General features: G+C 66.9%; 16 protein-coding genes and 3 pseudogenes. 8 read left to right on the forward strand and 11 right to left on the reverse strand.

The features are described 5' to 3' along the window. The first annotated feature begins 6 nt into the window (after window positions 1-6). Entirely contained in the window at window positions 7-771 is a 765-nt protein-coding gene (locus tag H9L22_RS01535; RefSeq protein ID WP_187721325.1) for an enoyl-CoA hydratase/isomerase family protein, read from the forward strand. Here the strand turns inward: H9L22_RS01535 and H9L22_RS01540 are convergent. Next, window positions 768-1,652 (reverse strand): substrate-binding domain-containing protein, encoded by an 885-nt coding sequence (locus tag H9L22_RS01540; protein ID WP_320060568.1) that lies wholly within the window; start codon window positions 1,650-1,652, stop codon window positions 768-770. The genes H9L22_RS01535 and H9L22_RS01540 overlap by 4 nt on opposite strands. Between H9L22_RS01540 and H9L22_RS01545 the strand changes: the two genes are divergently transcribed. Continuing rightward, the gene (locus H9L22_RS01545) at window positions 1,647-2,534 is read left to right on the forward strand and encodes a carbohydrate ABC transporter permease (RefSeq protein WP_187721327.1); all 888 of its coding nucleotides are present in this window, start codon (window positions 1,647-1,649) and stop codon (window positions 2,532-2,534) included. The genes H9L22_RS01540 and H9L22_RS01545 overlap by 6 nt on opposite strands. Continuing rightward, a complete protein-coding gene (locus H9L22_RS01550) occupies window positions 2,531-4,000 on the forward strand; it encodes an arylsulfatase (RefSeq protein WP_187721328.1) in 1,470 nt (489 codons plus the stop codon). Before H9L22_RS01545 ends, H9L22_RS01550 begins: the two co-directional genes overlap by 4 nt. Window positions 4,001-4,780: 780 nt before the next feature. On the opposite strand, the gene H9L22_RS01555 is transcribed toward H9L22_RS01550, so the two are convergent. The 6 genes and pseudogenes from H9L22_RS01555 to H9L22_RS01580 form a co-directional block, all read right to left on the reverse strand. Continuing rightward, window positions 4,781-5,524 carry an ATP-binding protein gene (locus H9L22_RS01555; protein ID WP_187719714.1) on the reverse strand — a complete coding sequence of 248 codons (744 nt, stop codon included), beginning with the start codon at window positions 5,522-5,524 and terminating at the stop codon, window positions 4,781-4,783. Beyond that, window positions 5,521-6,351: pseudogene (locus H9L22_RS01560) on the reverse strand (Mu transposase domain-containing protein); the annotation flags it as partial. The gene H9L22_RS01555 and the pseudogene H9L22_RS01560, both read right to left, overlap by 4 nt. 94 nt (window positions 6,352-6,445) lie before the next feature. Further along, on the reverse strand, window positions 6,446-7,468 hold the full coding sequence (locus H9L22_RS01565; RefSeq protein ID WP_187721329.1) for a tyrosine-type recombinase/integrase: 1,023 nt from the start codon (window positions 7,466-7,468) through the stop codon (window positions 6,446-6,448). Further along, window positions 7,455-8,429 (reverse strand): tyrosine-type recombinase/integrase, encoded by a 975-nt coding sequence (locus tag H9L22_RS01570; protein WP_187719971.1) that lies wholly within the window; start codon window positions 8,427-8,429, stop codon window positions 7,455-7,457. Before H9L22_RS01570 ends, H9L22_RS01565 begins: the two co-directional genes overlap by 14 nt. After that, window positions 8,426-9,670, reverse strand: coding sequence for a tyrosine-type recombinase/integrase (locus tag H9L22_RS01575; protein ID WP_187719970.1), 1,245 nt, complete (start codon window positions 9,668-9,670; stop codon window positions 8,426-8,428). The genes H9L22_RS01570 and H9L22_RS01575 overlap by 4 nt, the downstream gene beginning before the upstream one ends. Before the next feature lie 136 nt (window positions 9,671-9,806). Further along, window positions 9,807-9,962, reverse strand: a pseudogene (locus H9L22_RS01580) (IS21 family transposase); the annotation flags it as partial. Window positions 9,963-10,015: 53 nt separating this feature from the next. Between H9L22_RS01580 and H9L22_RS01585 the strand changes: the two are divergent. After that, complete coding sequence (locus H9L22_RS01585) at window positions 10,016-11,374, forward strand: IS256 family transposase (RefSeq protein WP_187720347.1); 1,359 nt, start codon at window positions 10,016-10,018, stop codon at window positions 11,372-11,374. A 46-nt stretch (window positions 11,375-11,420) separates the two neighbouring features. Here the strand turns inward: H9L22_RS01585 and H9L22_RS01590 are convergent. Further along, a pseudogene (locus tag H9L22_RS01590) lies at window positions 11,421-12,029 on the reverse strand (IS21 family transposase); the annotation flags it as partial. 264 nt (window positions 12,030-12,293) lie between these two features. Here H9L22_RS01590 and H9L22_RS01595 point away from each other — a divergent pair. Beyond that, window positions 12,294-13,250 (forward strand): type IV toxin-antitoxin system AbiEi family antitoxin domain-containing protein, encoded by a 957-nt coding sequence (locus tag H9L22_RS01595; protein ID WP_187721330.1) that lies wholly within the window; start codon window positions 12,294-12,296, stop codon window positions 13,248-13,250. 258 nt (window positions 13,251-13,508) lie between these two features. Here H9L22_RS01595 and H9L22_RS01600 read toward each other — a convergent pair whose 3' ends face one another. From H9L22_RS01600 to H9L22_RS01610, 3 genes are read right to left on the reverse strand one after another with little or no spacing between them, the layout of a single operon-like run. After that, window positions 13,509-14,261 (reverse strand): amino acid ABC transporter ATP-binding protein, encoded by a 753-nt coding sequence (locus tag H9L22_RS01600; RefSeq protein ID WP_187722514.1) that lies wholly within the window; start codon window positions 14,259-14,261, stop codon window positions 13,509-13,511. A 5-nt stretch (window positions 14,262-14,266) separates the two neighbouring features. Next, window positions 14,267-15,211, reverse strand: coding sequence for an amino acid ABC transporter permease (locus tag H9L22_RS01605; protein ID WP_187721331.1), 945 nt, complete (start codon window positions 15,209-15,211; stop codon window positions 14,267-14,269). Window positions 15,212-15,218: 7 nt separating this feature from the next. After that, window positions 15,219-16,136 (reverse strand): ABC transporter substrate-binding protein, encoded by a 918-nt coding sequence (locus H9L22_RS01610; RefSeq protein ID WP_187721332.1) that lies wholly within the window; start codon window positions 16,134-16,136, stop codon window positions 15,219-15,221. Between the two features lie 324 nt (window positions 16,137-16,460). On the opposite strand from H9L22_RS01610, the gene rplJ reads away from it, so the two are divergent. The 3 genes from rplJ (at window position 16,461) to rpoB (ending at window position 21,315) form a co-directional block, all read left to right on the forward strand. Beyond that, window positions 16,461-17,081 (forward strand): 50S ribosomal protein L10, encoded by a 621-nt coding sequence (rplJ, locus tag H9L22_RS01615; RefSeq protein ID WP_187721333.1) that lies wholly within the window; start codon window positions 16,461-16,463, stop codon window positions 17,079-17,081. Between the two features lie 51 nt (window positions 17,082-17,132). Further along, window positions 17,133-17,525 (forward strand): 50S ribosomal protein L7/L12, encoded by a 393-nt coding sequence (gene rplL, locus H9L22_RS01620; protein WP_187721334.1) that lies wholly within the window; start codon window positions 17,133-17,135, stop codon window positions 17,523-17,525. Between the two features lie 316 nt (window positions 17,526-17,841). Next, a complete protein-coding gene (gene rpoB / locus H9L22_RS01625) occupies window positions 17,842-21,315 on the forward strand; it encodes a DNA-directed RNA polymerase subunit beta (protein WP_187721335.1) in 3,474 nt (1,157 codons plus the stop codon). Window positions 21,316-21,325 lie beyond the last annotated feature (10 nt).

The raw sequence follows: 21,325 nt of genomic DNA on the forward strand, positions 1-21,325 counted from the left end.
GGGGCCATGCCACACATCGAGCTGAGCCGTCACGGCAGCATCGCCGTCCTCACCATCGACCGCCCGGGCAAACACAACGCCATGACGGATGCGATGTGGCGCGAGGTGCCGCGCCTGATGTCGATCGTCGATGCCGACGACGACGTCACAGCCACCATCATCCACGGGGAGGGTGATTCGTTCTGTGCAGGCTCGGACATCACCAACCTGGATGAGCTGCACCACGCCGAGGGCCCCATCCGCGCCGAGGCTGCGCTCGCCGAGAGCCCCAAGCCCGTCATCGCCGCCATCGAGGGCCACTGCCACGGCGGGGGATGCGAGCTGGCGCTCGGCGCCGACCTGCGCATCGCGGGGGAGGGGGCCTCCTTCTCCGTGCCGCCGGCCAGGCTGGGCATCGTGTTCCCGGTGTCGGCGACGAAGCGGATGATCGACCTGATGGGTCCCTCGGTGACCAAGGAACTGCTGTTCACCGCGTCCCGGATCGATGCCCACCGGGCACAGGCGGTCGGCCTGGTCAACGAGGTCACGGAACTGGGCGGCGCCTTCGACAGGTCGCTGGAGATCGCCCTGGCGATGGGCCGGCTGAGCCAGCTGACGCTACGGGCCTCGAAGGAGATCGTCGACGGCCTCGTCCGCCGCGATCTCAACGCCGAGCGGGCCATCTCGTGGGTGCGGCAGGCGCACGAGGGGCCCGACCTGCGGGAGGGTATCGCCGCCTTCGCGGAGCGTCGGCAGCCGGTGTTCCCGTGGCGGCACGGCGCCGACGACTAGGTCGACGCCCGCACCACCAGCTGCCAGGGGACGTCGACGGCGGTCGGTGCGATCCCCGGCTCCTCGACCCGGTCGAGCAGGTGGCCGATCGCTGAGCGGTAGTCGGGGGAGCGGACGCCGAGGGTGGTGAGCGTCGGCGCCGACACCTCGCCCTCGGTGATGTTGCCCATGCCCGAGACCCGAAGTGCACCCGGGACGCTGATCCCCCTGGCGAGGCTGGCCCAGAGCAGCGGGATCGCCGTCCTGTCTGAGGCGCAGACCAGGGCCGTCGTGCCGTCCGTGGGAACGGCGGACATGACGGAGTCGATCTCGTCCGGGGTCGGCAGCGGCGTCATGCGGTGCAGGACGGGGTCGAGCCCGTGCGCCGCCGCGGCCTGCGTCACCCAGCCCGTCCGGCGGACCCGCACCTTGCGGTGGAGGTGGGAGGCCTCCGCCACGTAGTGGATGCGGGTCACGCCCCTGTCCGCCAGGTGCGCGAACAACTCGACGATGGCCCCCTGCTCCCTCTGCCGGACCAGTGAGATCCCGGGCGGCGCCTCGTTCGCGAACGCGAGCACCGGCACGGGCAGCGCGGCCAGCCTCGCGGTGATCTGCTCCGGCATGTCCTCGAGTCCGAGCACCAGGACGGCGTCGGCGAGGCCCCGCGGATGAGCTTCACCTGGCGCGTGAGATGGTCCTCGTCGGTGTAGCGCAGGATGACGGTCTCGGTCGAGCGTGCCGCCGCCTGTTCCTGCACCTGGGTCAGCAGGTTCTCCGCCCACGGGTTGAGGGGAGCGTAGGTCAGGACGGCGAGCAGGCTGGTGCGCTGCCGTCGAAGGGCCCGGCGGCGGCGGTCCGTGGGTTGTCGCTGCGCAAATCACAGATGGGAGCCTGACATGCACCGGGCGAGAAGCTCCAAGCGGGAGCTGCGTGAGCTCCAGGGCAGGCGCCGGTTCACCAGGGCCGACAAGATCGCCCTCGCGGTCACCCTCGTGGTGATGGTGCCGCTGGCTGTGGTGTTCGCGTATCCCTTCTTCTGGATGGTGACGTCGTCGGTCAAGAGCAACGTCGAGATCTTCGGCTCACTCAACCCGTTCACGCCCACCCTGCGGGTGAGCAACTACATCAACGCGTGGAACGACGCGAACATGGGGCAGTACTTCTTCAACAGCGTGTTCGTGACCGTGTTCTCGATCATCATCTCGGTGTTCAGCAACGCCCTCATGGGGTACGCGCTGGGGCGGTACCGGTTCCCGGGCAAGGCGGTCATCTTCGTGCTGCTCGGCCTGGTGATCTTCCTGCCACAGGGATTCACGGTCATCCCGATCTTCGACATCATCAACAGGATCGGGCTCGGCGGCAGCCTGTGGGGCGTCACGCTCGCGGAGGCCGGCGGCGTCAGTGTCGTCATCGTCCTGCTGTTCGCCGGGTTCTTCGCCCAGATGCCGAAGGAACTGGAGGAGGCGGCGCGCATCGACGGCGCAGGCTTCCTGCGCGTCTTCTGGAGCGTCTACCTGCCCCTGGCTAAGCCGGTCATCGCCACCGGTGTCATCCTGCAGTTCATGCACAGCTGGAACGACTTCCTGCTCCCGCTCGTGTTGACCCTGACGAGGCCGGAGCTGCGTACCCTGTCGGTCGGGATCTACGACCTGCAGAACCAGTTCAACGCCGACTGGGGCCTCATGACCGCAGCCGCATCGATCGCCCTGCTGCCGATCATCGTGCTGTTCATCTTCCTGCAGCGGTACTTCGTGGAGAGTTTCTCAGGAGCGGTAAAGGGATGAACGACAAACCAAACATCATCCTGGTCTGTGTGGACCAGATGCGCGGCGACGCCATGTCGGGCGTGGGGAACCCCATCGTCCAGACGCCCTATCTCGACCAGTTGGCGGCAGGGGGGACGACGTTCACCCACGCCTACAGCGCGACGCCGACCTGCGTGCCGGCGCGCGTCGCGTTGCTCACGGGGCAGAGCCAGGAGTCGCACGGCCGCTACGGCTACCGCGACGGTGTGCCCTTCTCGCAGGCCTATCAGACGACGTTGCCGGGGGTCCTGGGGGCCAACGGCTACCAGACGCAGGCCATCGGGAAGATGCACGTCTATCCCGAGCGGGACCGGGTCGGGTTCGACGACGTCCGGCTCCACGACGGGTTCCTCCACTTCGCGCGTCGCATGAGCGGCAGGAACCTGCAGCGCATCGACGACTACGTCACGTGGCTGCGCCGACAGCCCGGGATGGCGGCCGCCGCCGAGACCGATCACGGTGTGGGCTGTAACTCCATGATGGCCAGGCCCTGGGACAAGCCGGAGGAACTGCACCCCACCAGCTGGATCGGGTCGGAGGCCATCGACTGGCTCCACCGGCGCGACCCAACGGTGCCGTTCTTCCTGTACCTGTCGTTCCACCGGCCGCATGCGCCCTACGACCCGCCGCAGTGGGCGTTCGACCAGTACGTCGACCAGGAGATCCCCGACCCACCGGTGGGGGAGTGGACCGAGGCGTTCGCCCGCTTCCGGGTCGACTACCTCGCCGAGCCGATGCACGGCCGTCAGAAGCCGGAGGTCCGCCGGCGGGCGCTGGCCGCCTACTACGGGCTGATCACCCACATCGACTACCAGCTCAACCGGCTGGTGGAGGCCCTCAGCGACTTCAACCTGGCGGACAACACGGCCTTCGTGTTCGTCTCCGACCACGGCGACATGCTGGGTGACCACGACTTCTACAGGAAGACGGTCGGCTACGAGGGGGCCGCGCACGTGCCGTTCATCGTGCGCCTGCCGGGGGGACGCTACGTCGTTCCCCGCGTGGACCAGGTGGTGGAGCTGCGTGACGTGATGCCGACCATCCTCGACATCGCCGGTGTGGAGGTGCCGGACAGCGTCGATGGCGTCAGCGTGCTGCCCCTGATGAACGGGGAGTCCGTCGAGTGGCGCAGCGAGGTGCACGGCGAGCACACCTACGAGATGGACGGCTGGGAGTCGATGCACTGGGTCACCGACGGCCACCGGAAGTTCGCCTGGTGGTCGGGCTCCGGTATCGAGCAGTTCTTCGACCTCGACGAGGACCCGCAGGAGCTGCACGACCTCGTCGCAGACGAGACCCGGGCAGCCGAGGTCGAGGACTGGCGGGGTCGTCTCGTCGGCTATCTCCGCGACCGCGAGGAGGGATTCGTCGTCGAGGGCGCGCTCGTGGCGGGGCGCCCGGTCGTCCACGAGGCCCAGTGGATCCGCGACCTCTGCGGAGGCTGAGCCGACCCGCAAGATCGCCCGGTGGATCCGGGATCCGTGACTTCTTCGGCGGCTGAGCCCGTCCCAAGATCGGCCGGTGGATCCGGGATCCCGTGACTTCTGCGCCGCCCCGCCCCCGCCCCCAAAATCGGCCAGTGGATCCGGGATTCCGTGACTTCTGCGCCGCCCCGCCCCCGCCCCCAAAATCGGCCAGTGGCCTTTTCTGGGTGGTCCGGTTGGTATTTCCGGCCACAACCCTGGGGGTGGGGACGGACGGTGTCGTCTCTGAGGTGCCCCATCTCGTGTCGTGGCCTTCCCAAAATCGGCCAGTGGCCTTTTCTGGGTGGTCCGGTTGGTATTTCCGGCCACAACCCTGGGGGTGGGGACGGACGGTGTCGTCTCGGGGGTGCCCCATCTCGTGTCGTGGCCTTCCCAAAATCGGCCAGTGGCCTTTTCTGGGTGGTCCGGTTGGTATTTCCGGCCACAACCCTGGGGGTGGGGACGGACGGTGTCGTCTCGGGGGTGCCCCATCTCGTGTCGTGGCCTTCCCAAAATCGGCCAGTGGCCTTTTCTGGGTGGTCCGGTTGGTATTTCCGGCCACAACCCTCGGGGTGGGGACGGACGGTGTCGTCGCCGTTGCCGTCGACGACTACGTCACACAGGTGGCCGCCTGTGTGAGTATTTGACCGCCTGAGCGCCGTTGGTTATCGCGGTTCAGCGCCACTGGATATTGGGGTCGAGCGCCGGGGGTAGTGCCGGTGAGCGCCACCGGGGGTCGTGCTGGCGCTCACCGGCTGTGGGTTAGGTGGTGGCGGTGTGTTCGCGCATGTTGGTGCCGCCGGTTTCGATCCAGATGGTGTTGTGGACGATGCGGTCCATGATCGCGTCGGCGTGGACGCCGGAGCCGAGCCGCTGGTGCCAGTCCTTCTTCGCGTACTGGGTGCAGAACACGGTGGAGACGGCGTCGTAGCGGCGTTCGAGGAGTTCCAGCAGCATGCTGCGGGTGCTGTCGTCGGGTGGGTCGAGGAGCCATTCGTCGATCACGAGCAGCGTGAACGCGGCGTACTTGCGGAGGAACTTCTCCTTCCCGGCGGGCCGATCCTTAGCTGAGGCCCAGGCTTCCTCGAGGTCGGGCATGCGTATGTAGTGCGCCCGATACCGGTGCTGGCAGGCCTGTTTCGCCAGCGCGGAGCCGAGATACGACTTCCCAGATCCGGTGAAGCCTTGGAACACGACGTTCTGCTGCCTGGTGATGAAGGCGCAGGTGCCGAGTTGGGCGATCACCCCGCGGTCCAGGCCACGCTGTTCGACCAGGTCGAGGCGGCGGAAGTCCGCGTTCGGGTAACGCAGCCCGGCCCGGCGGATCAGGCCCTCGACCTTGCCGTGGGTGAAGGTGGCGTGGGCGTCGTCGACGGCGAGCTTGATGCGTTCTTCGAACACCATCCCGAGGGTGAGGGTGTCGTCCTGGGTTTCCAGGGCATCGACCAGGCAGGTGGCGCCGATCTCGCGGAGCTTGCGTTTGGTCTCGGTATCGATCCGGGTCATCGTGCGCCTCCGTAGTAGTCGGCGCCACGCACGTACCCGACCGGCCCACCGTCGCCGTTCTCTGGTCGAGTCTGGGGTCTCTGCCTGCCGGTGTGGTCCTGGTTGGTTTCCAGGATCGGTCTCAGATGGGCGTAGCGGGGTGAGCGGACCCGGGAGGCCAGCGCGGTCTGGCAGGCGGCTTCGAGGCGTTCGGTCGAGTAGCGGCGGGTCAGGCGCAGGACCGCGAGCGCGGCATCGAGGCCCTGCTCATCGACGGGGACGGACTCGAAGATCCGGTTGACCACTGTGAGCGTGTTCTCCCCGACGCGGCCGGCCCACTGGCGGACCCTGGCCGCGTCCCATTGCCGGTAGCGGGGCCCGTCAGGCAGGTCGGCGTCGTGGGTGCGGTACTGGTTGAACACTCCTGGGGGTGCGAGCAGGTGGCTGGTCAGCCGTGTGTGACCGGTGAACACCTCGAGCGTCGTGTCGGTGACCCGCAGGTCGACGCTGCGACCGATGCGGGTGTAGGGGACGGAGTAGAAGTTCTTCTCCCACACGACATGCCCATTCTTCTGGACTCGACGCCCGTAGACCCAGCGGCTGATCTCGAACGCGACCGCGGGCAGCGGCCGCAGCAGCGGTTTCTCCTCCGCTTCGAACACGCTCAGGCGTGATCCCGCCCTCTTCTGGAAGGGTTCGCGGTTGTAGGCCTCGACCCGCTGGTTGATCGCGGCGCGCAGCTCGGGCAGGGTCGCGAAGCGGCGGTCCCGGAGCCCGGCGATCACCCACGTCGCGACATGCGCGACCGTGTTCTCGACGCTGGCCTTGTCCTTCTTATCCCGAGTTCGGGATAAAAAGGACTATCCCGAGGATTGTGTTATCCCGAGCGCTGGTCGTCGCGCCTTGTCAGCGGTGGTAGGGACGGGTGGGTTCTCGGGATAATCATGTGAGTCCGGCGAGTTGGAGGATCAGGTCGTCGTTTCCTTTCCAGAGGGGTGCGGGGTCGGGTGTGGTGACGGCGGCTTTCTGGATCGCGTCGCGGACCATTTGGCTGTCGGCTGTGGCGTAGATGCTGGTGGTGGTGATGCTGGCGTGGCCGAGGAACTCCTTGATGTGGGGCAGCGGCACTCCGGCGCGCAGCATTTGCATGGCGCGGGCGTGCCGTAGCTGGTGGGCGTGGATCCGTTCAGGGAGTTCTGGGCAGTCGGTGCGCGCGTTCCTGGCGTGCTTGTTGAGCAGGAAGGTGACGTTGTCCTGGCTCATCGGCTGGGGTCGGCCCGAGCGGGTGGTGTAGAACAGCAGCGCCTCGGGCGCCGCCTTGCCTGGGTGGAAGACGCTGGCGTAGTGGTCGAGGTGGCGGCCGGTTTTGTCCATGATGGGAATGGTTCTGGTCTTGTGGCCTTTGCCGGTGACGGTCACCCTCCCGCGGCCGGGGGCGGTGTCGATGTCGGCGATCCGCAGGTCCAGGACTTCTTGGATGCGGGCGGCGGTGTCGAAGAGGAGCAGGATGAGCGTGGTGTCGCGGAGGCCTCGGCGGGTGTGTTGTCCGGGTGCGCGGATCAGGGCGTCGACGGCGGGGATGGTCAGCGGGTCGGGGGCGCGGGCAGGGGTGCGGGCGGGGCGTGTCTGCTTCACGTCCAGCCAAAGGGCCACGAGCGCTGGGTCTTCCCCAGCGCAGTAGGAGAGGAACGATTTGATCGCGGCCAGGCGTTGGTTCGCCGACGAGGCGGCCAGGTGTTGGGTGTCGGTCAGCCAGAGGGTGAACCCGGCGATGGTGGCGCGGTCGATGACGTCGAAGGTGACCTGGCTCAGCTCGAGGTGGCGGGTTTCACGCAGGTAGGTCAGCAGCATGGTCAGCGCGGTCTTGTAGGAGCGGATGGTGTGGGGGCTGAGTCTGCGTGCTCGGGGCAGGTGGATAGTCAGCCAGGAGCGGACGAGCCGGAAGAAGTCGTCAGAGGACTGCATGGGACGCCTCCGGGAGGGTGGTTTCGAGGTCGGTGTTGGCGAGTCGGCGCAGGTCGGGATGGAAATCTGGGGCGAGGTGGAAGTAGTACCAGGTGTCGTCGGGATTGGTGTGGCCCAGATGCAGGCTCAGGTAGATGACCAGCGCCTCTGGGTCGCGGCCCGCGCGGGCCCATCGGTTGATGACCTCGACGACGTGGGCGTGGCGAAGGTCGTAGACACGCGGCGGTGAGCCGGGGCTGGCCGTGATCGGCGGGTCGGCGCCGTCGAGTAGTTCGCTGAACCAGTGGTCGATGGTGCTTCGGCTGTAGAAGCCGCCCGTGCGGTTCGGGAAGAACGCGACCCGGTCCCGGTGGTGTGGGCTGATCGCGGTGTCGTATCGGCGGCAGTAGTCGTGCAGGTCGGGAGAGAGGAACACCAGCCGGTCCTTGTGTCCTTTCGATTCGCGGATGTGGATGGTGCCGTGGGCGAGGTCGACGTCGTTGCGGTGGAGCTGGCGGGCCTCGCCGGGTCGCAGACCCAGGCAGTAGATCATCCGGAACATCACCGGGATGATCAGATGCCGCAGCGCGCCGTAAGGGGACTCGGTGATTCGGTCGGCCGCGTCGAAGATCGCCCGTAGCTGCGAACGGGTGTAGAGGTGCGGGCGGTAGCGGATCTGCTTGCCCGGAATGCCTTGCGGGATCACGTAGGCGTCGACCCCGAGCCCGGTCATGTGTTTGGCCAGCTGCCTGACGGGGGTGATCCTTCGCATCTGCCCGTTGACGTGCTCGCCTGGCCGGCCGGCGGCCCATTTCATGGCCATCTCGCGGGTCAGGGTGGTCTGCCCGGGATCCGCCGCGGCGCACATCGCGTCGAAATCGTGCAGATGCCGCTGCGATGTCGTGTAGGGCAGCCCGAGCGCGTGCTTGACCTGCAGGAGGGACTGGATGTGCGTGGCCAAGCCACTGACCAGCCCGGTCACGGCCGGGCCTGGTCCGGTTCGATGCCTACGAGGTCCAGACAGCACTGCCGCATTCGGTCTTCGTCGGCGGCGAGGTAGTGCTTCGCGGAGTCGATTCCCCGATGCCCCAAGGCGCCGGCGATCACCGGCAACGGCGTGTCCCGCTCGAGCATCCTGGTCGCCAACGATGCCCGCAGCACCCGCATCCCGCGGCCCGCCTCGCCGGTCGAGGCGGCATGGGTGCGGGCGAACGCCCCTGCCGCCACGTGATACAGATCACTCGACGGCGACAAGGCGACATGCGGGGCCTGCGATCTCAGGAACACGTGATCGTCGCCGACGCCAGCAGGTCTATCGTGGAGGAGATACTCGGCGATCGCGGTACCCACATCCGCCAACAGCGGCAGCGTCAACACCGTCGCCGTCTTGCGCTGGATCAGCGTGATCTGGCCCTGCCGCCAATCGATGTCTTGCAGCCGCAGGCCAGCGATATCGCCCGGACGCAATCCCGTCCGGGCCGCCAACAGCAGCATCGCCCGGTCCCGGCGGCCGGTCAGAGTGCCAGGATCAGTCGAATCGACCAACTGCTCAACGGCGCGCGCCGACAGTACCCTCACCGCGTGGATGCGTCGGGAGAACACCGCCGGAACCGCGCCGTCCAGCCCCGCGCGCAGACCGGCGTCCTCCAGGAAGCGGCACCACACCCGCAGCGCGGTCACCACGGTGCGCATACTGCCCGGCCGGTAGCGTCCACCCAGGAACACCACCGCCGCGGACACGTCCTCACGCGACAGCTGCCGCACGTCGGTGATCCCCCGTTCGGGCAGCCAGGCCAGCACTGTTCGGGCCACGGTCGCATACAGATGCTGAGTGTCGAGCGCCAACCCGCGGCCCGTCAGCCACTCCTCGAACTGATCCTGGACCCGACGCAACACCGCCTCCAGGCCGTCGTTGGGATGCCTCCGCCGGGACACCGACCACCTGTAGGTCCCGGTCCTGGCCACCTCCGACAACACCAGCACGGCCTTGCGCAGCAGCTTGCGCTTCCAGTCCTTGATCCGGCCCAGTCCATGCTCTCCCGCCACGAAGCACAAGAACTCGGCCGTGATCTCGTCTGTGAGCTCATCGTCGCCTCGCTGGGAACAGAACAACTCCACCTGCGACCACGCCCACCGGTACTGCCACAACGTCGACGGCGCAAGCCCCAGCGCGGTCACAGCCGAGTCAGTCCGCGCGATCAACTCCCCAACAGGAACACTCATGACCCCTCACCTCCACTTGAAGAACTACAGAGATGAGGAACATAGACATGCTCGGTTATCCCGAGAAAGCACCCGTCCCTACCACCGCTGACAAGGCGCGACGACCAGCGCTCGGGATAACACAATCCTCGGGATAGTCCTTGGGTTTCCGGACCCTGCCGGGCAGCACCGCCGCCGAGTAGTGCGCCGCCAACTCCCGATATGCGTCGTTGAGGACCACCTCACCCTCTGCGGGGTGTTTGATCACCCCGGTCTTCAGGTTGTCCGGAACGATCCGCGGGACCGAGCCGGAGGGTGTCAGATGGTGTGTGTAAGGGGTGGGGCTCCTGACACGAAAGCAGAATGATGACCGTGATAGACAGATTGGACCGTGAGGACCGGCGCCGTGCTCAGCGTGAGGGCGTGTCCGCGTTGGAGGCCTCCGGGGCGCTGGATGACCTGTATGCCCGCATCGATGCCGGTGAGGTCCAGCTGGAGGGCCGCGACGGGCTGATCCAGCAGCTGATCAAGGCCGGCCTCGAGCGCGGCCTCCAGGCCGAGCTCAGCGACCACCTCGGCTACGACAAGGGCGACCCGGACGCCGACATGTTCCCCAACTCCCGCAACGGGTCGTATCCGAAGACGGTGGCCACCAGCGTCGGGGACGTCGATCTGGCGATCCCCCGAGACCGGGACGGGTCGTTTACTCCGATGCTGGTCCCGAAGGGCTCCAGGCGCCTGTCAGGGCTCGATGACATGATCATCTCGCTGTACGCGGGCGGGATGACGGTCCGTGACATCGAGCATCACCTGGTCTCCACGATCGGTACCGAGATCAGCCGCGAGACGATCTCGAAGATCACCGACGAGGTCGCCGATGAGGTGATGGTGTGGCAGCAGCGGCCGCTGGATTCGTTCTATCCGGTGATCTACCTCGATGCGCTGATCGTGAAGATCCGCGACGGCGCCCACGTGCGGAACAAGGCCGCTCACATCGCGGTCGGGGTCGACATCGACGGCATCAAGCACGTGCTGGGGATCTGGATCCAGGCCACGGAAGGCGCGAAGTTCTGGGCCGGGGTCTGCGCGCAGCTCGCCAACCGCGGCGTCCGCGACGTGCTGATCGTGTGCTGCGACGGGCTGACCGGTTTCCCCGAGGCCGTCGAGGCGACCTGGCCCGACTCGACCGTCCAGACCTGCGTGGTGCACCTGATCCGCTCCGCGATGCGATTCGTCAACTACAAGGACCGCAAGCAGGTGGCGGCGGCGTTGAAGCCGATCTACCAGGCCGCTGACGCCGACGCCGCGAAGACCGCGCTGGAGGAGTTCGCCGCCTCCGAACTCGGTCGCGGGAACCCGAACACGGTGCGCGTGTTCACCGATGCGTGGACCAAGTTCATCCCGTTCCTGGCGTTCCCGCCGATGCTGCGGCGCGTGATCTACACCACCAACGCCATCGAATCCTTGAACTACCAGCTGCGGAAGGTGACCAAGAACCGAGGCCACTTCCCCTCCGACGAGGCCGCGGTCAAGCTGCTGTGGCTGGCGATCTGCAACATCGAGGACAAGCGGGCCCGCGACCGCGCCAAGGAGAAAGGACGCAAGAAGGGAGAGAAACGCAACGCCGAAGGCCGCCTCGTCGAAGGACAAGTCACCACCAACTGGAAACAGGCCCTGGCCCAACTCGCCATCGCCTACCCCGACCGCATCAACCCCTACCTCTAAACCACCCGGAGACCGAAACCCTTACACAAACAACTTGACAAGCTCCCGAGCCGCCGAACCAGTCGAACATCGCCACATGCGCCCGCAGCCACGTGTCCTGCCGCATATCCCGCGCAGGCTCGACGAACGCGTAGCGGGAGAACGGCAACGTGGCCACGAACAAGTAGACCCGCTGCTGCTGCCCGGTCACCGGATCGGTCAGCTGCATCGTCGGCCCGGACCAGTCGACCTCCACCGACTGTCCGGCCTTGTGACCGATCCGCGACGCCGCCCCGCTGATCAGGACGTGCTGCTGATAGTTCTTGCAGAACCGGTCATAGCCCATCGCCGTCGACCCCTCCGCCCGGCACCTGTCGACGTACTCGCCATGGAGGAGCTTCAACGTCACCCCAACCCGGGCGAGCTCACGATGCACCGACGTCCAGTCCGGCTGCGCATGCACGCTCTCATGCTCCCCACGGCCCGGGAACAGTCGGGCATACACCGCGGCCTCGTCCAGGTCGGCCACATCATCCCAGCCGACACCCTCCCGGTCGGCGGCCTCGATCACTGCGGTCACGCTATGGCGGGACATGCCCTGCGCGGCGATCTGCCGGCCCGAGAACCCCTCCTCGCGCAGCCGAAGCACCAGCTTCGCTTTGATCTTGCGTACCATCCCAATCACTCCTTCTGCCGCGTGATAGGCCACACGGCAGGAGGAGCCTACGAACCCCCACACCCGGCGCTCACCGCCACGATCCGGTGGCGCTCAACCCCACGAACCCCCGTCCAAGCAGATGGCGCTCAACCGCAATACTGCTGGCGCTCAGAAGACCGAATACTCACCTGTGGATAAAGATCGATGGATGGAAGCGAGGGTGTGGATACATGGGACGACGGCGGCCAGACGGCGGACAGAACAGGTATGCATACCAAGACGTTGATCCCAACCGACCTGTCCGAGATCGCGCGAGCGCAGCACTGGGTGGTCAGCAGGCCACAGGTGTTGGCCGCAGGCTGCTCCCAGACCATGCTGAGCCGGCTCTTGCGCAACGGCGACTGGACCCGGCTCGGCCAGGGCGTCTACGCGACCCGGCCGCCAGATTTCCAGTCTGTCTGCTGGGGCGGAATCCTCCTCGCTGACGGGCCAGCCGCAATCGGCGGCCTCGCCGCGGCACATCTGCGGGGAGTCGGTGAGGAACCCACCCGCATTCTGGTCTGGGGCGAGCGCTCCCGCACTCAGGGGCCCTGGATGTTTCGCCGGGGACATCGCCCGGCATCGGGTGCCCTGCCCATGGTCGGGCCGGAGGACGCTGTGCTCGAGGCTTGTGCAGAGGTTTCCCCGAGACGTGTCCTCGAGTTCCTCACCGCGGCGTTGGTCAAGGGAGTCACCACGCCCCAACGACTGCGGGACAGGGCAGTCGACCTGTCCTGCCTCAAGCATCGCAAGCTGATCCTGAACCTCCTGCCCGACCTGGCCGACGGCATCCAGAGCACGCTGGAGAGCCACTTCCTGCACCAGGTGGTCAGGCCGCATCACCTGCCGGAGGGGTTGCGCCAGATCTCCTTGTCGAAGGGGACCCGAAGCGACGTGGTGCTTGAGGAGTATGGAGTCGTTGTCGAGTTGGATGGACGACGAGGCCATGAGGGCGACGCGAGGTGGCGCGATGCGCAGAGGGACAACCGACACCTGCTCAGGGGCTATGTGACGCTGCGCTTCGGGTGGCACGACGTGGTCCTGAGCCCCTGCTCAGTTGCCAGCATCCTGGCCGAGGTCCTCCGTCAGCGTGGTTGGAAGGGAGTTCGTGGCGAGGGCATCGGACGCCGATGCTCTGCCAGATGTACCGCGTGGCGGCTCGCTGGGGTGCAGAGGGAAAGCGAACGAACCGCGTCCTGAACGGACATCCAGGGCCTGGGGTCTTGTGGTCGCTCTGGGGGACCAGGATTCTGGCCCATTCTGCGAGGTGGACGCGTCAAAATGGGCCACTGGTCGATTTTTCGGGGTGGGTCCGTGCCAGGGGGGTGTCGCCGAGGGGGCGAGTGGCCCAATCTGCGAGGTGGACGGATCAGAATGGGCCACTGGCCGATTTTGCGAGGGGGCGGCCCGAAGTCTCACGGGGGGAGGGGGAGGGGCAGGGGGCCACGCCCCCGCCCGTCAGAGGACCTTCGCGAAGAACTCCCTGGTCCGGTCCTCCTGCGGGTTGCCGATGACGTCAGCCGGCACCCCGGCCTCGACGATCACGCCGTCGTCCATGAAGACGACCTTGTCGGCGACCTCGCGGGCGAAGCCCACCTCGTGCGTGACGACGATCATCGTCATGCCCGACGCTGCCAGATCCTTCATCACCTGCAGCACCTCGCCCACCAGCTCGGGGTCGAGGGCCGACGTCGGCTCGTCGAACAGCATCAGCTCCGGCTTCATCGCCAGGGCGCGGGCGATGGCCACCCGCTGCTGCTGCCCACCGGAGAGCTGCGACGGGTAGTGGTCGGCGCGGTCCGACAGGCCGACGCGCTCCAGCTGCTCGCGGGCGTCGGCCTCCGCCTCGGCCTTCGTCATCCCCAGCACCTGGCGTGGCGCCTCCATGACGTTCTCGAGGGCGGTCATGTGGGGGAAGAGGTTGAACCTCTGGAAGACCATGCCGATGCGGGAGCGCTGCTTCGCGATCGCCTTGTCGCTCAGCCGGTACAGCCGCCCGTTCTCCTCGCGCAGCCCCATCAGGTCGCCGTCGACGTACATGCGTCCGGCGCTGATCTGCTCGAGTTCGTTGATGCACCGGATCAGGGTCGACTTGCCGGAGCCGGAGGGCCCGAGCAGCACGGCGACTTCGCCGCGCTCGATCGTCAGGTTGATCCCCTTCAGCACGTGGAGCTCGTCGAAGAACTTGTGGACGTCGATCGCCTGGACCATCGCGGTCACGGGGTCACCTCCAGGGTGGGGTCGTCCTTCACGGTCCCTGCCGCGAGGATCGACTGCTGCTTGCGGGACATGCCCCGGGCCGCCTTGGTGGGGCGTTCGCCGTCGAAGCCGCGGCCGTAGTACGCCTCGAGACGCGTCTGCCCGGCCATGAGGATCGAGGTGATCAACAGGTAGTAGATCGCCGCGACGAGCAGCAGCGGGATGGGCAGGAAGTTCGAGTTGCCGATCGCGTTGGTGACGAAGTTCAGCTCCATCGAGAACGGGACGGCGATGACCAGCGACGTGGTCTTCAGCATGGAGATGGTCTCGTTGCCGGTCGGCGGGACGATGACACGCATCGCCTGCGGGATGACGATGCGTCGCAGCGTCGTCGACCGCTTCATGCCCAGGGCGTTGGCCGCCTCCCACTGCCCCTTGTCAACGGACAGCAGACCGCCGCGGACGATCTCGGCCAGGTAGGCGCCCTCATTGAGGCCGAGACCGAGGATGGCGGCGACGGTGGCGTTGATGACCGTGTAGGTGTCGAACACGAAGAACTCAGGGCCGAAGGGAATCCCGAGGCTCAGCTTCGGGTAGAGCACGCCGATCAGGCCCCAGAAGATCAGCTGCGTGTAGATGGGTGTGCCGCGGAAGAACCAGATGTAGGCGTAGGAGACGGCGCGCAGCACGGGGTTGGTGCCCATCCGCATGATCGCCATGGTGACGGCCATGACGATGCCCAGCGCCATGGCGGCGACGGTGAGGATGAGCGTCCAGCCGACACCCGAGAGGACCCGCGGATCGAACAGGTACTCGAACACGACGTCCCAGCGGTAGTTGGGGTTCGTGAGGAGGCCATGGACGAACATGGCCACCAGTACCGACACGATGGCCGCCCAGATCCAGACGCTCGGCCTGAAGACGGGGCGGGCGCGGATCAGCTCGGGTGTTGGCTCGGACATGGCTGACTCAGCTCTGCGGGAACAGTTCGGCGGTGGCCAGCGCGGCCTCGGTGTCGATGCCCCAGGCGTCGAGGATCTTGCCCCACGTGCCGTCGTCCATCAGCTGCTGCATGGCCTTCTGCACGGCCTCGGTCAGCTCGGCGTCGTCCTGCGCCACGACGATGCCCTGCGGGGCGGCGTCGCGGATGCCGCCGACGATCTCCATCTGGCCGTTGGTCAGGGACGATGCGTAGTCAGCGACGGTCGAGTCGGCGTAGAAGGCCACGGCCTTGCCGCCGACGACGTTGGTCGTGGCGTCGGACTGGCGGCCGTACTGCAGGATGTCGATCGCGTCCTTGCCGTCGGCGGTGCAGGCCTCGGAGAACGTCGCGAGTTCCTCGTCCTGCCAGGTGCCCGTCTGGACGGCGATCGACTTGCCGCAGATGTCCTCGGGATCGAAGCCCGTCGGGTTGCCCGTCTTGACGGCGTAGCTGGAGCCGACCGTGATGTAGCTCACCATGTTGTAGCTGGCGGTGCGCTCCTCGGTGACGGTGAACGACGAGATGCCGACGTTGTACTTGGTGCCGATGCCGGGCAGCAGGGAGGCGAACTCGCCGTCGACGACCTCGGCCTCGAGGCCCATGACCTTGGCGAGGGCCTTGGCCATGTCGACGTCGTAGCCGATCGCCGTCTTGAGGTCCTCAGCGCGGAACTCGGCCGGGGCGTAGTCGATCGAGGCGCCGACGACCAGCTTGCCGCTGTCCTTGATCGCGGCCGGCACCAGCGCGGCGATGTCGTCGACCGTGGCGACGCCGGAGACGTCGAAGCTCAGGTCGCCGGCTGAACCGGCCGAACCGGTCGCGCCGGGTTCGCCGGGGGTGCCGGAGCCGGCGCAGGCGGTCAGGAGCAGGGCGGTCAGGAGACCTGCGGCGAGGATGCGACGCATCGGGTGCCTCTTTCAATAAGGGTGCAATTCCAAAGGCTGAGCGTAATGCACGCCCTGCGTCCGGCCCGAAAGCGACGGTGTTCCTCCCGGAGTCACCCGCGATTTGGCGGTGTGACCCGTGGCGGGTAACCTTGGCCGAGCCGAAGACCGCAGGTGATGAAAGTCCTAAAGCCGCAAGGCGCCCGCGCAGGTGAACGTGACAGCTGTCAGCCCCGTGCCGACAGTGCCCCGCGCCACCGGCGACGGGGCTTTTTTGTTGCGGTCCATCGGTGCTCCGACACCCCACCGGGATGTCGGGGGAAGTTAGGACCGGAAGGAGACCACATGGCGAGGCCGGATAAGGCTGCCACGGTCGCTGAGTTGACTGATGCGTTCAGCAACTCCGCGGCGGCAGTACTGACCGAGTACCGCGGTCTCACCGTGAAGGATCTGAAGACGCTTCGTCGATCCCTCGGTGAGGACGCCACCTACGCCGTTGCGAAGAACACCCTGACGGCGATCGCGGCCAAGGAAGCCGGTATCGAGGGGATTGAAGACTCCCTCACCGGCCCCACGGCCATCGCGTTCGTCACGGGCGACATCGCTGCAGCCACCAAGGGGCTGCGCGACTTCGCAAAGGCCAACCCGTCCCTGGCTATCAAGGGTGGCGTTCTCGAGGGCAAGTTCCTCGACGCCAACGCTGTGCTGAAGCTGGCTGACCTCGAATCCCGCGAGGTTCTGCTGGCGAAGATGGCAGGCGCGCTGCAGGCCAACCTGGCCAAGGCCGCCTACCTGCTGGCTGCCCCGCTGTCGCAGGGCGCCCGCGCCCTCGGCGCGCTGCAGACGGCTGCGCAGGCCGACCCCTCCCTGATCGGTGGCGCCGGCTCCGCGCCTGCCGCCGAAGCCTCGGACGAGACCCCCGCCGCTGATGCGGCAACCGAAGAAGCAGCGCCCGCTGCGGAGTGATCCGTTGCAGCGACTGCTGCGATCACAAACTTTCTAGGAAAGGAACGCCACATGGCGAAGCTCACCAACGACGAGCTCCTTGATGCCTTCAAGGAGATGACCCTGATCGAGCTCTCCGAGTTCGTGAAGCTCTTCGAGGACACCTTCGGTGTCACCGCTGCCGCTCCGGTCGCGGTTGCCGCTGCTGCCGCCCCGGCCGCCGCCGGCGAAGAGGCCGCTGAGGAGGAGGGCTCCGACAAGGTCGACGTCATCCTCACCTCCGGTGGCGACAAGAAGATCGCCGTCATCAAGGAGGTGCGCGCTCTGACCTCCCTCGGCCTGAAGGAGGCCAAGGACCTCGTTGAGGGTGCCCCCAAGGCCGTCCTTGAGGGCGTCGACAAGGAGACCGCTGCCAAGGCCAAGGAGGCCCTCGAGGCCGCCGGCGGCTCCGTCGAGTTCAAGTGACCCGACGCGCGTAGCGCACACATCGACGCGGCCCGTCCCCACTGGGGGCGGGCCGCGTCGCATGTCCGGGCGTGCCGCGTCGGGCGACGCGCCGGGGCGACGGGTTGCGGTGACGCCGTCCGGCGCTATCATCTTCACCAAGATCAACGTTGATCGGGGAGAGTCCGCAAGGCCCGAGCTGGCCTGCGGCGTTTGCTGTCCGTGCTTCCTTGCTCTATAGTGGTTGTTTGCCCAGCTATGCGCCGTGCCCGGAAACTTCTGACGGGCGCTTCGCCATGCGGATTACAGCTTCAAGCGTTCTTGGAAGGACCGAATCTTGGCCGCCTCGCGCTCTGCGTTGAAGAACACCAATGTCGTCTCGTCCACCGGCCGGATCTCGTTCGCGAAGATCCAGGACCCACTCGAGGTTCCCAACCTCCTGGACCTGCAGATCGACGCCTACAACTGGCTGATCGGGAACGAGACGTGGCGTGCGTCGGTGGAGGCCCAGCTGGCCGCCGGCCGTACCGACGTCAACACCCGTTCCGGCCTGGAAGAGATCTTCGCCGAGATCTCCCCGATCGAAGACTTCAACGAGACGATGTCGCTATCCTTCCGCGACCACCGCTTCGAGGAGCCCAAGTACAGCATCGAGGAGTGCAAGGACCGCGACGTCACGTACGCCGCGCCCCTCTTCGTCACCGCCGAGTTCGTGAACAACGACACGGGTGAGATCAAGTCGCAGACCGTCTTCATCGGTGATTTCCCGCTGATGACCGACCGCGGCACCTTCATCATCAACGGCACCGAGCGTGTCGTCGTGTCGCAGCTCGTCCGTTCGCCCGGCGTCTACTTCGAGCAGACCCCCGACAAGACGTCCGACAAGGACATCTTCTCCTGCAAGGTCATCCCGTCGCGTGGTGCGTGGCTGGAGTTCGAGATCGACAAGCGCGACATGGTCTTCGTGCGCCTCGACCGCAAGCGCAAGCAGAACGTCACCGTGCTGCTCAAGGCGCTCGGCTGGAACGAGGACCGGATCCTCGACGAGTTCGGCGACTACGAGTCGATGCGGCTCACCCTGGAGAAGGACACCGTCAAGACCCAGGACGAGGCCCTCCTCGACATCTACCGCAAGCTGCGTCCGGGCGAGCCCCCGGCGCGTGACGCGGCCCAGGCGCTGCTGGAGAACTACTACTTCAACCCGAAGCGCTACGACCTCGCCAAGGTCGGCCGGTACAAGATCAACAAGAAGCTCGGCCTCGAGCTTCCGTTCGACCAGCAGGTGCTGACGAACGACGACATCGTCGCCGCGATCCGGTACGTCGTCGCCCTCCACGAGCACCAGGAGACCCTCGGGGACCTGCCCGTCGAGGCCGATGACATCGACCACTTCGGCAACCGTCGTCTCCGCACCGTCGGCGAGCTCATCCAGAACCAGCTCCGCACGGGCCTGGGTCGTATGGAGCGCGTCGTCCGCGACCGGATGACCACGCAGGACATCGAGGCGATCACGCCGCAGACCCTGATCAACATCCGGCCGGTGACCGCGGCGCTGAAGGAGTTCTTCGGAACCTCGCAGCTGTCGCAGTTCATGGACCAGAACAACCCGCTGGCCGGCCTGACGCACAAGCGTCGCCTGTCGGCGCTGGGCCCCGGCGGTCTGTCCCGTGACCGCGCCGGCATGGAGGTCCGTGACGTCCACCCGTCGCACTACGGCCGCATGTGCCCCATCGAGACGCCTGAAGGCCCGAACATCGGCCTCATCGGTTCGCTGGCGTCGTTCGCCCGCGTCAACGCGTTCGGCTTCATCGAGACCCCGTACCGTCGCGTCGTCGACGGCCTGGTCACCGAGCAGATCGACTACCTCACCGCCGACGAGGAGGACCGCTACGCCATCGCGCAGGCCAATGCCGCCGTCGACGAGAACGGCCGCCTGACGGAGGAGCGGGTGCTCGTCCGCCTGAAGCACGGCGACGCCGACGAGGTCCCCGTGGCCGAGGTCGAGTACATGGACGTGTCCCCGCGCCAGATGGTCTCCATCGCGACCGCACTGATCCCGTTCCTCGAGCACGACGACGCGTCGCGTGCCCTCATGGGCGCCAACATGCAGCGTCAGGCCGTCCCGCTCATCCGCAACGAGGCCCCGTTCGTCGGCACCGGCATGGAGTACCGCGCCGCCGTCGACGTCGGTGACGTCACGCTGGCCCGCAAGCCCGGCGTCGTGTCCTCGGTGACCGCCGACATCCTCGAGATCACCAACGACGACGGCACGTACGCCAGCTACAAGCTGGACAAGTTCGTGCGTTCCAACGCCGGCACCTGCATCAACCAGCGCCCGCTGGTGAGCCCCGGCGACCGGGTCGAGATCGGCACCCCGCTGGCCGACGGCCCCTGCACCGACCAGGGTGAGCTGGCGCTCGGCAAGAACCTGCTCGTCGCGTTCATGCCGTGGGAGGGCCTCAACTACGAGGACGCCATCATCCTGTCGCAGCGCATCGTCCAGGACGACGTGCTGACCTCGATTCACATCGAGGAGTACGAGGTCGACGCCCGCGACACCAAGCTGGGCGCCGAGGAGATCACCCGCGAGATCCCCAACGTCTCCGACGAGATGCTGGCCGACCTCGACGAGCGGGGCATCATCCGCATCGGCGCCGAGGTCTCCGCTGGGGACATCCTGGTCGGCAAGGTCACCCCGAAGGGTGAGACCGAGCTGACGCCCGAGGAGCGGCTTCTGCGCGCCATCTTCGGCGAGAAGGCCCGCGAGGTCCGTGACACCTCCCTGAAGGTGCCCCACGGCGAGTCCGGCACCGTCATCGGCGTGCGCGTCTTCGACCGTGAGGACGACGACGAGCTCCTGCCCGGCGTGAACCAGCTGGTCCGCGTCCACGTCGCCCAGAAGCGCAAGATCTCGGACGGTGACAAGCTCGCCGGCCGTCACGGCAACAAGGGCGTCATCTCGAAGATCCTTCCGGTCGAGGACATGCCGTTCCTCGCCGACGGGACCCCCGTCGACATCGTCCTGAACCCGCTGGGCGTTCCCTCCCGCATGAACATCGGCCAGGTCCTCGAGAACCACCTCGGCTGGATCGCGAAGACCGGCTGGGACATCTCCGGGGTCAAGGCCGAGTGGGCCGAGCGCCTCCGGGAGGTCGGCCTCGGCCGCGTCGAAGGCAACGCCAGGGTCGCGACCCCCGTCTTCGACGGAGCCAGCGAGACCGAGATCGGTGGCCTGCTGGACAACTCGCTGCCCACGCGTGACGGCGACCGGCTGATCGACTCCTCCGGCAAGACGTACCTCTTCGACGGCCGCTCCGGCGAGCCGTACCCGGAGAAGATCGGCGTCGGCTACATGTACATGCTGAAGCTCCACCACCTGGTCGACGACAAGATCCACGCGCGTTCGACCGGCCCGTACTCCATGATCACGCAGCAGCCGCTGGGCGGTAAGGCCCAGTTCGGTGGTCAGCGGTTCGGAGAGATGGAGGTGTGGGCCCTCGAGGCCTACGGCGCCGCCTGGGCGCTGCAGGAGCTCCTGACCATCAAGTCCGACGATGTCCCCGGCCGTGTGAAGGTCTACGAGGCCATCGTCAAGGGCGAGAACATCCCCGAGCCCGGCATCCCCGAGTCCTTCAAGGTGCTGGTCAAGGAGATGAAGTCTCTCTGCCTGAACGTCGAAGTGCTCTCGGACGACGGTCGGATCATCGACCTTCGTGAGTCGGAGGAAGACATCCGCTCCACCGAGGACTTCGGCATCGACCTCGGTCGCCGTCCAGGATCCGACAACTTCCTGGACGCCGGCGAAGTCTGAGTAGCTGCTC

This window comes from Tessaracoccus defluvii (assembly GCF_014489575.1).
GTDB lineage: Bacteria > Actinomycetota > Actinomycetes > Propionibacteriales > Propionibacteriaceae > Arachnia > Arachnia defluvii.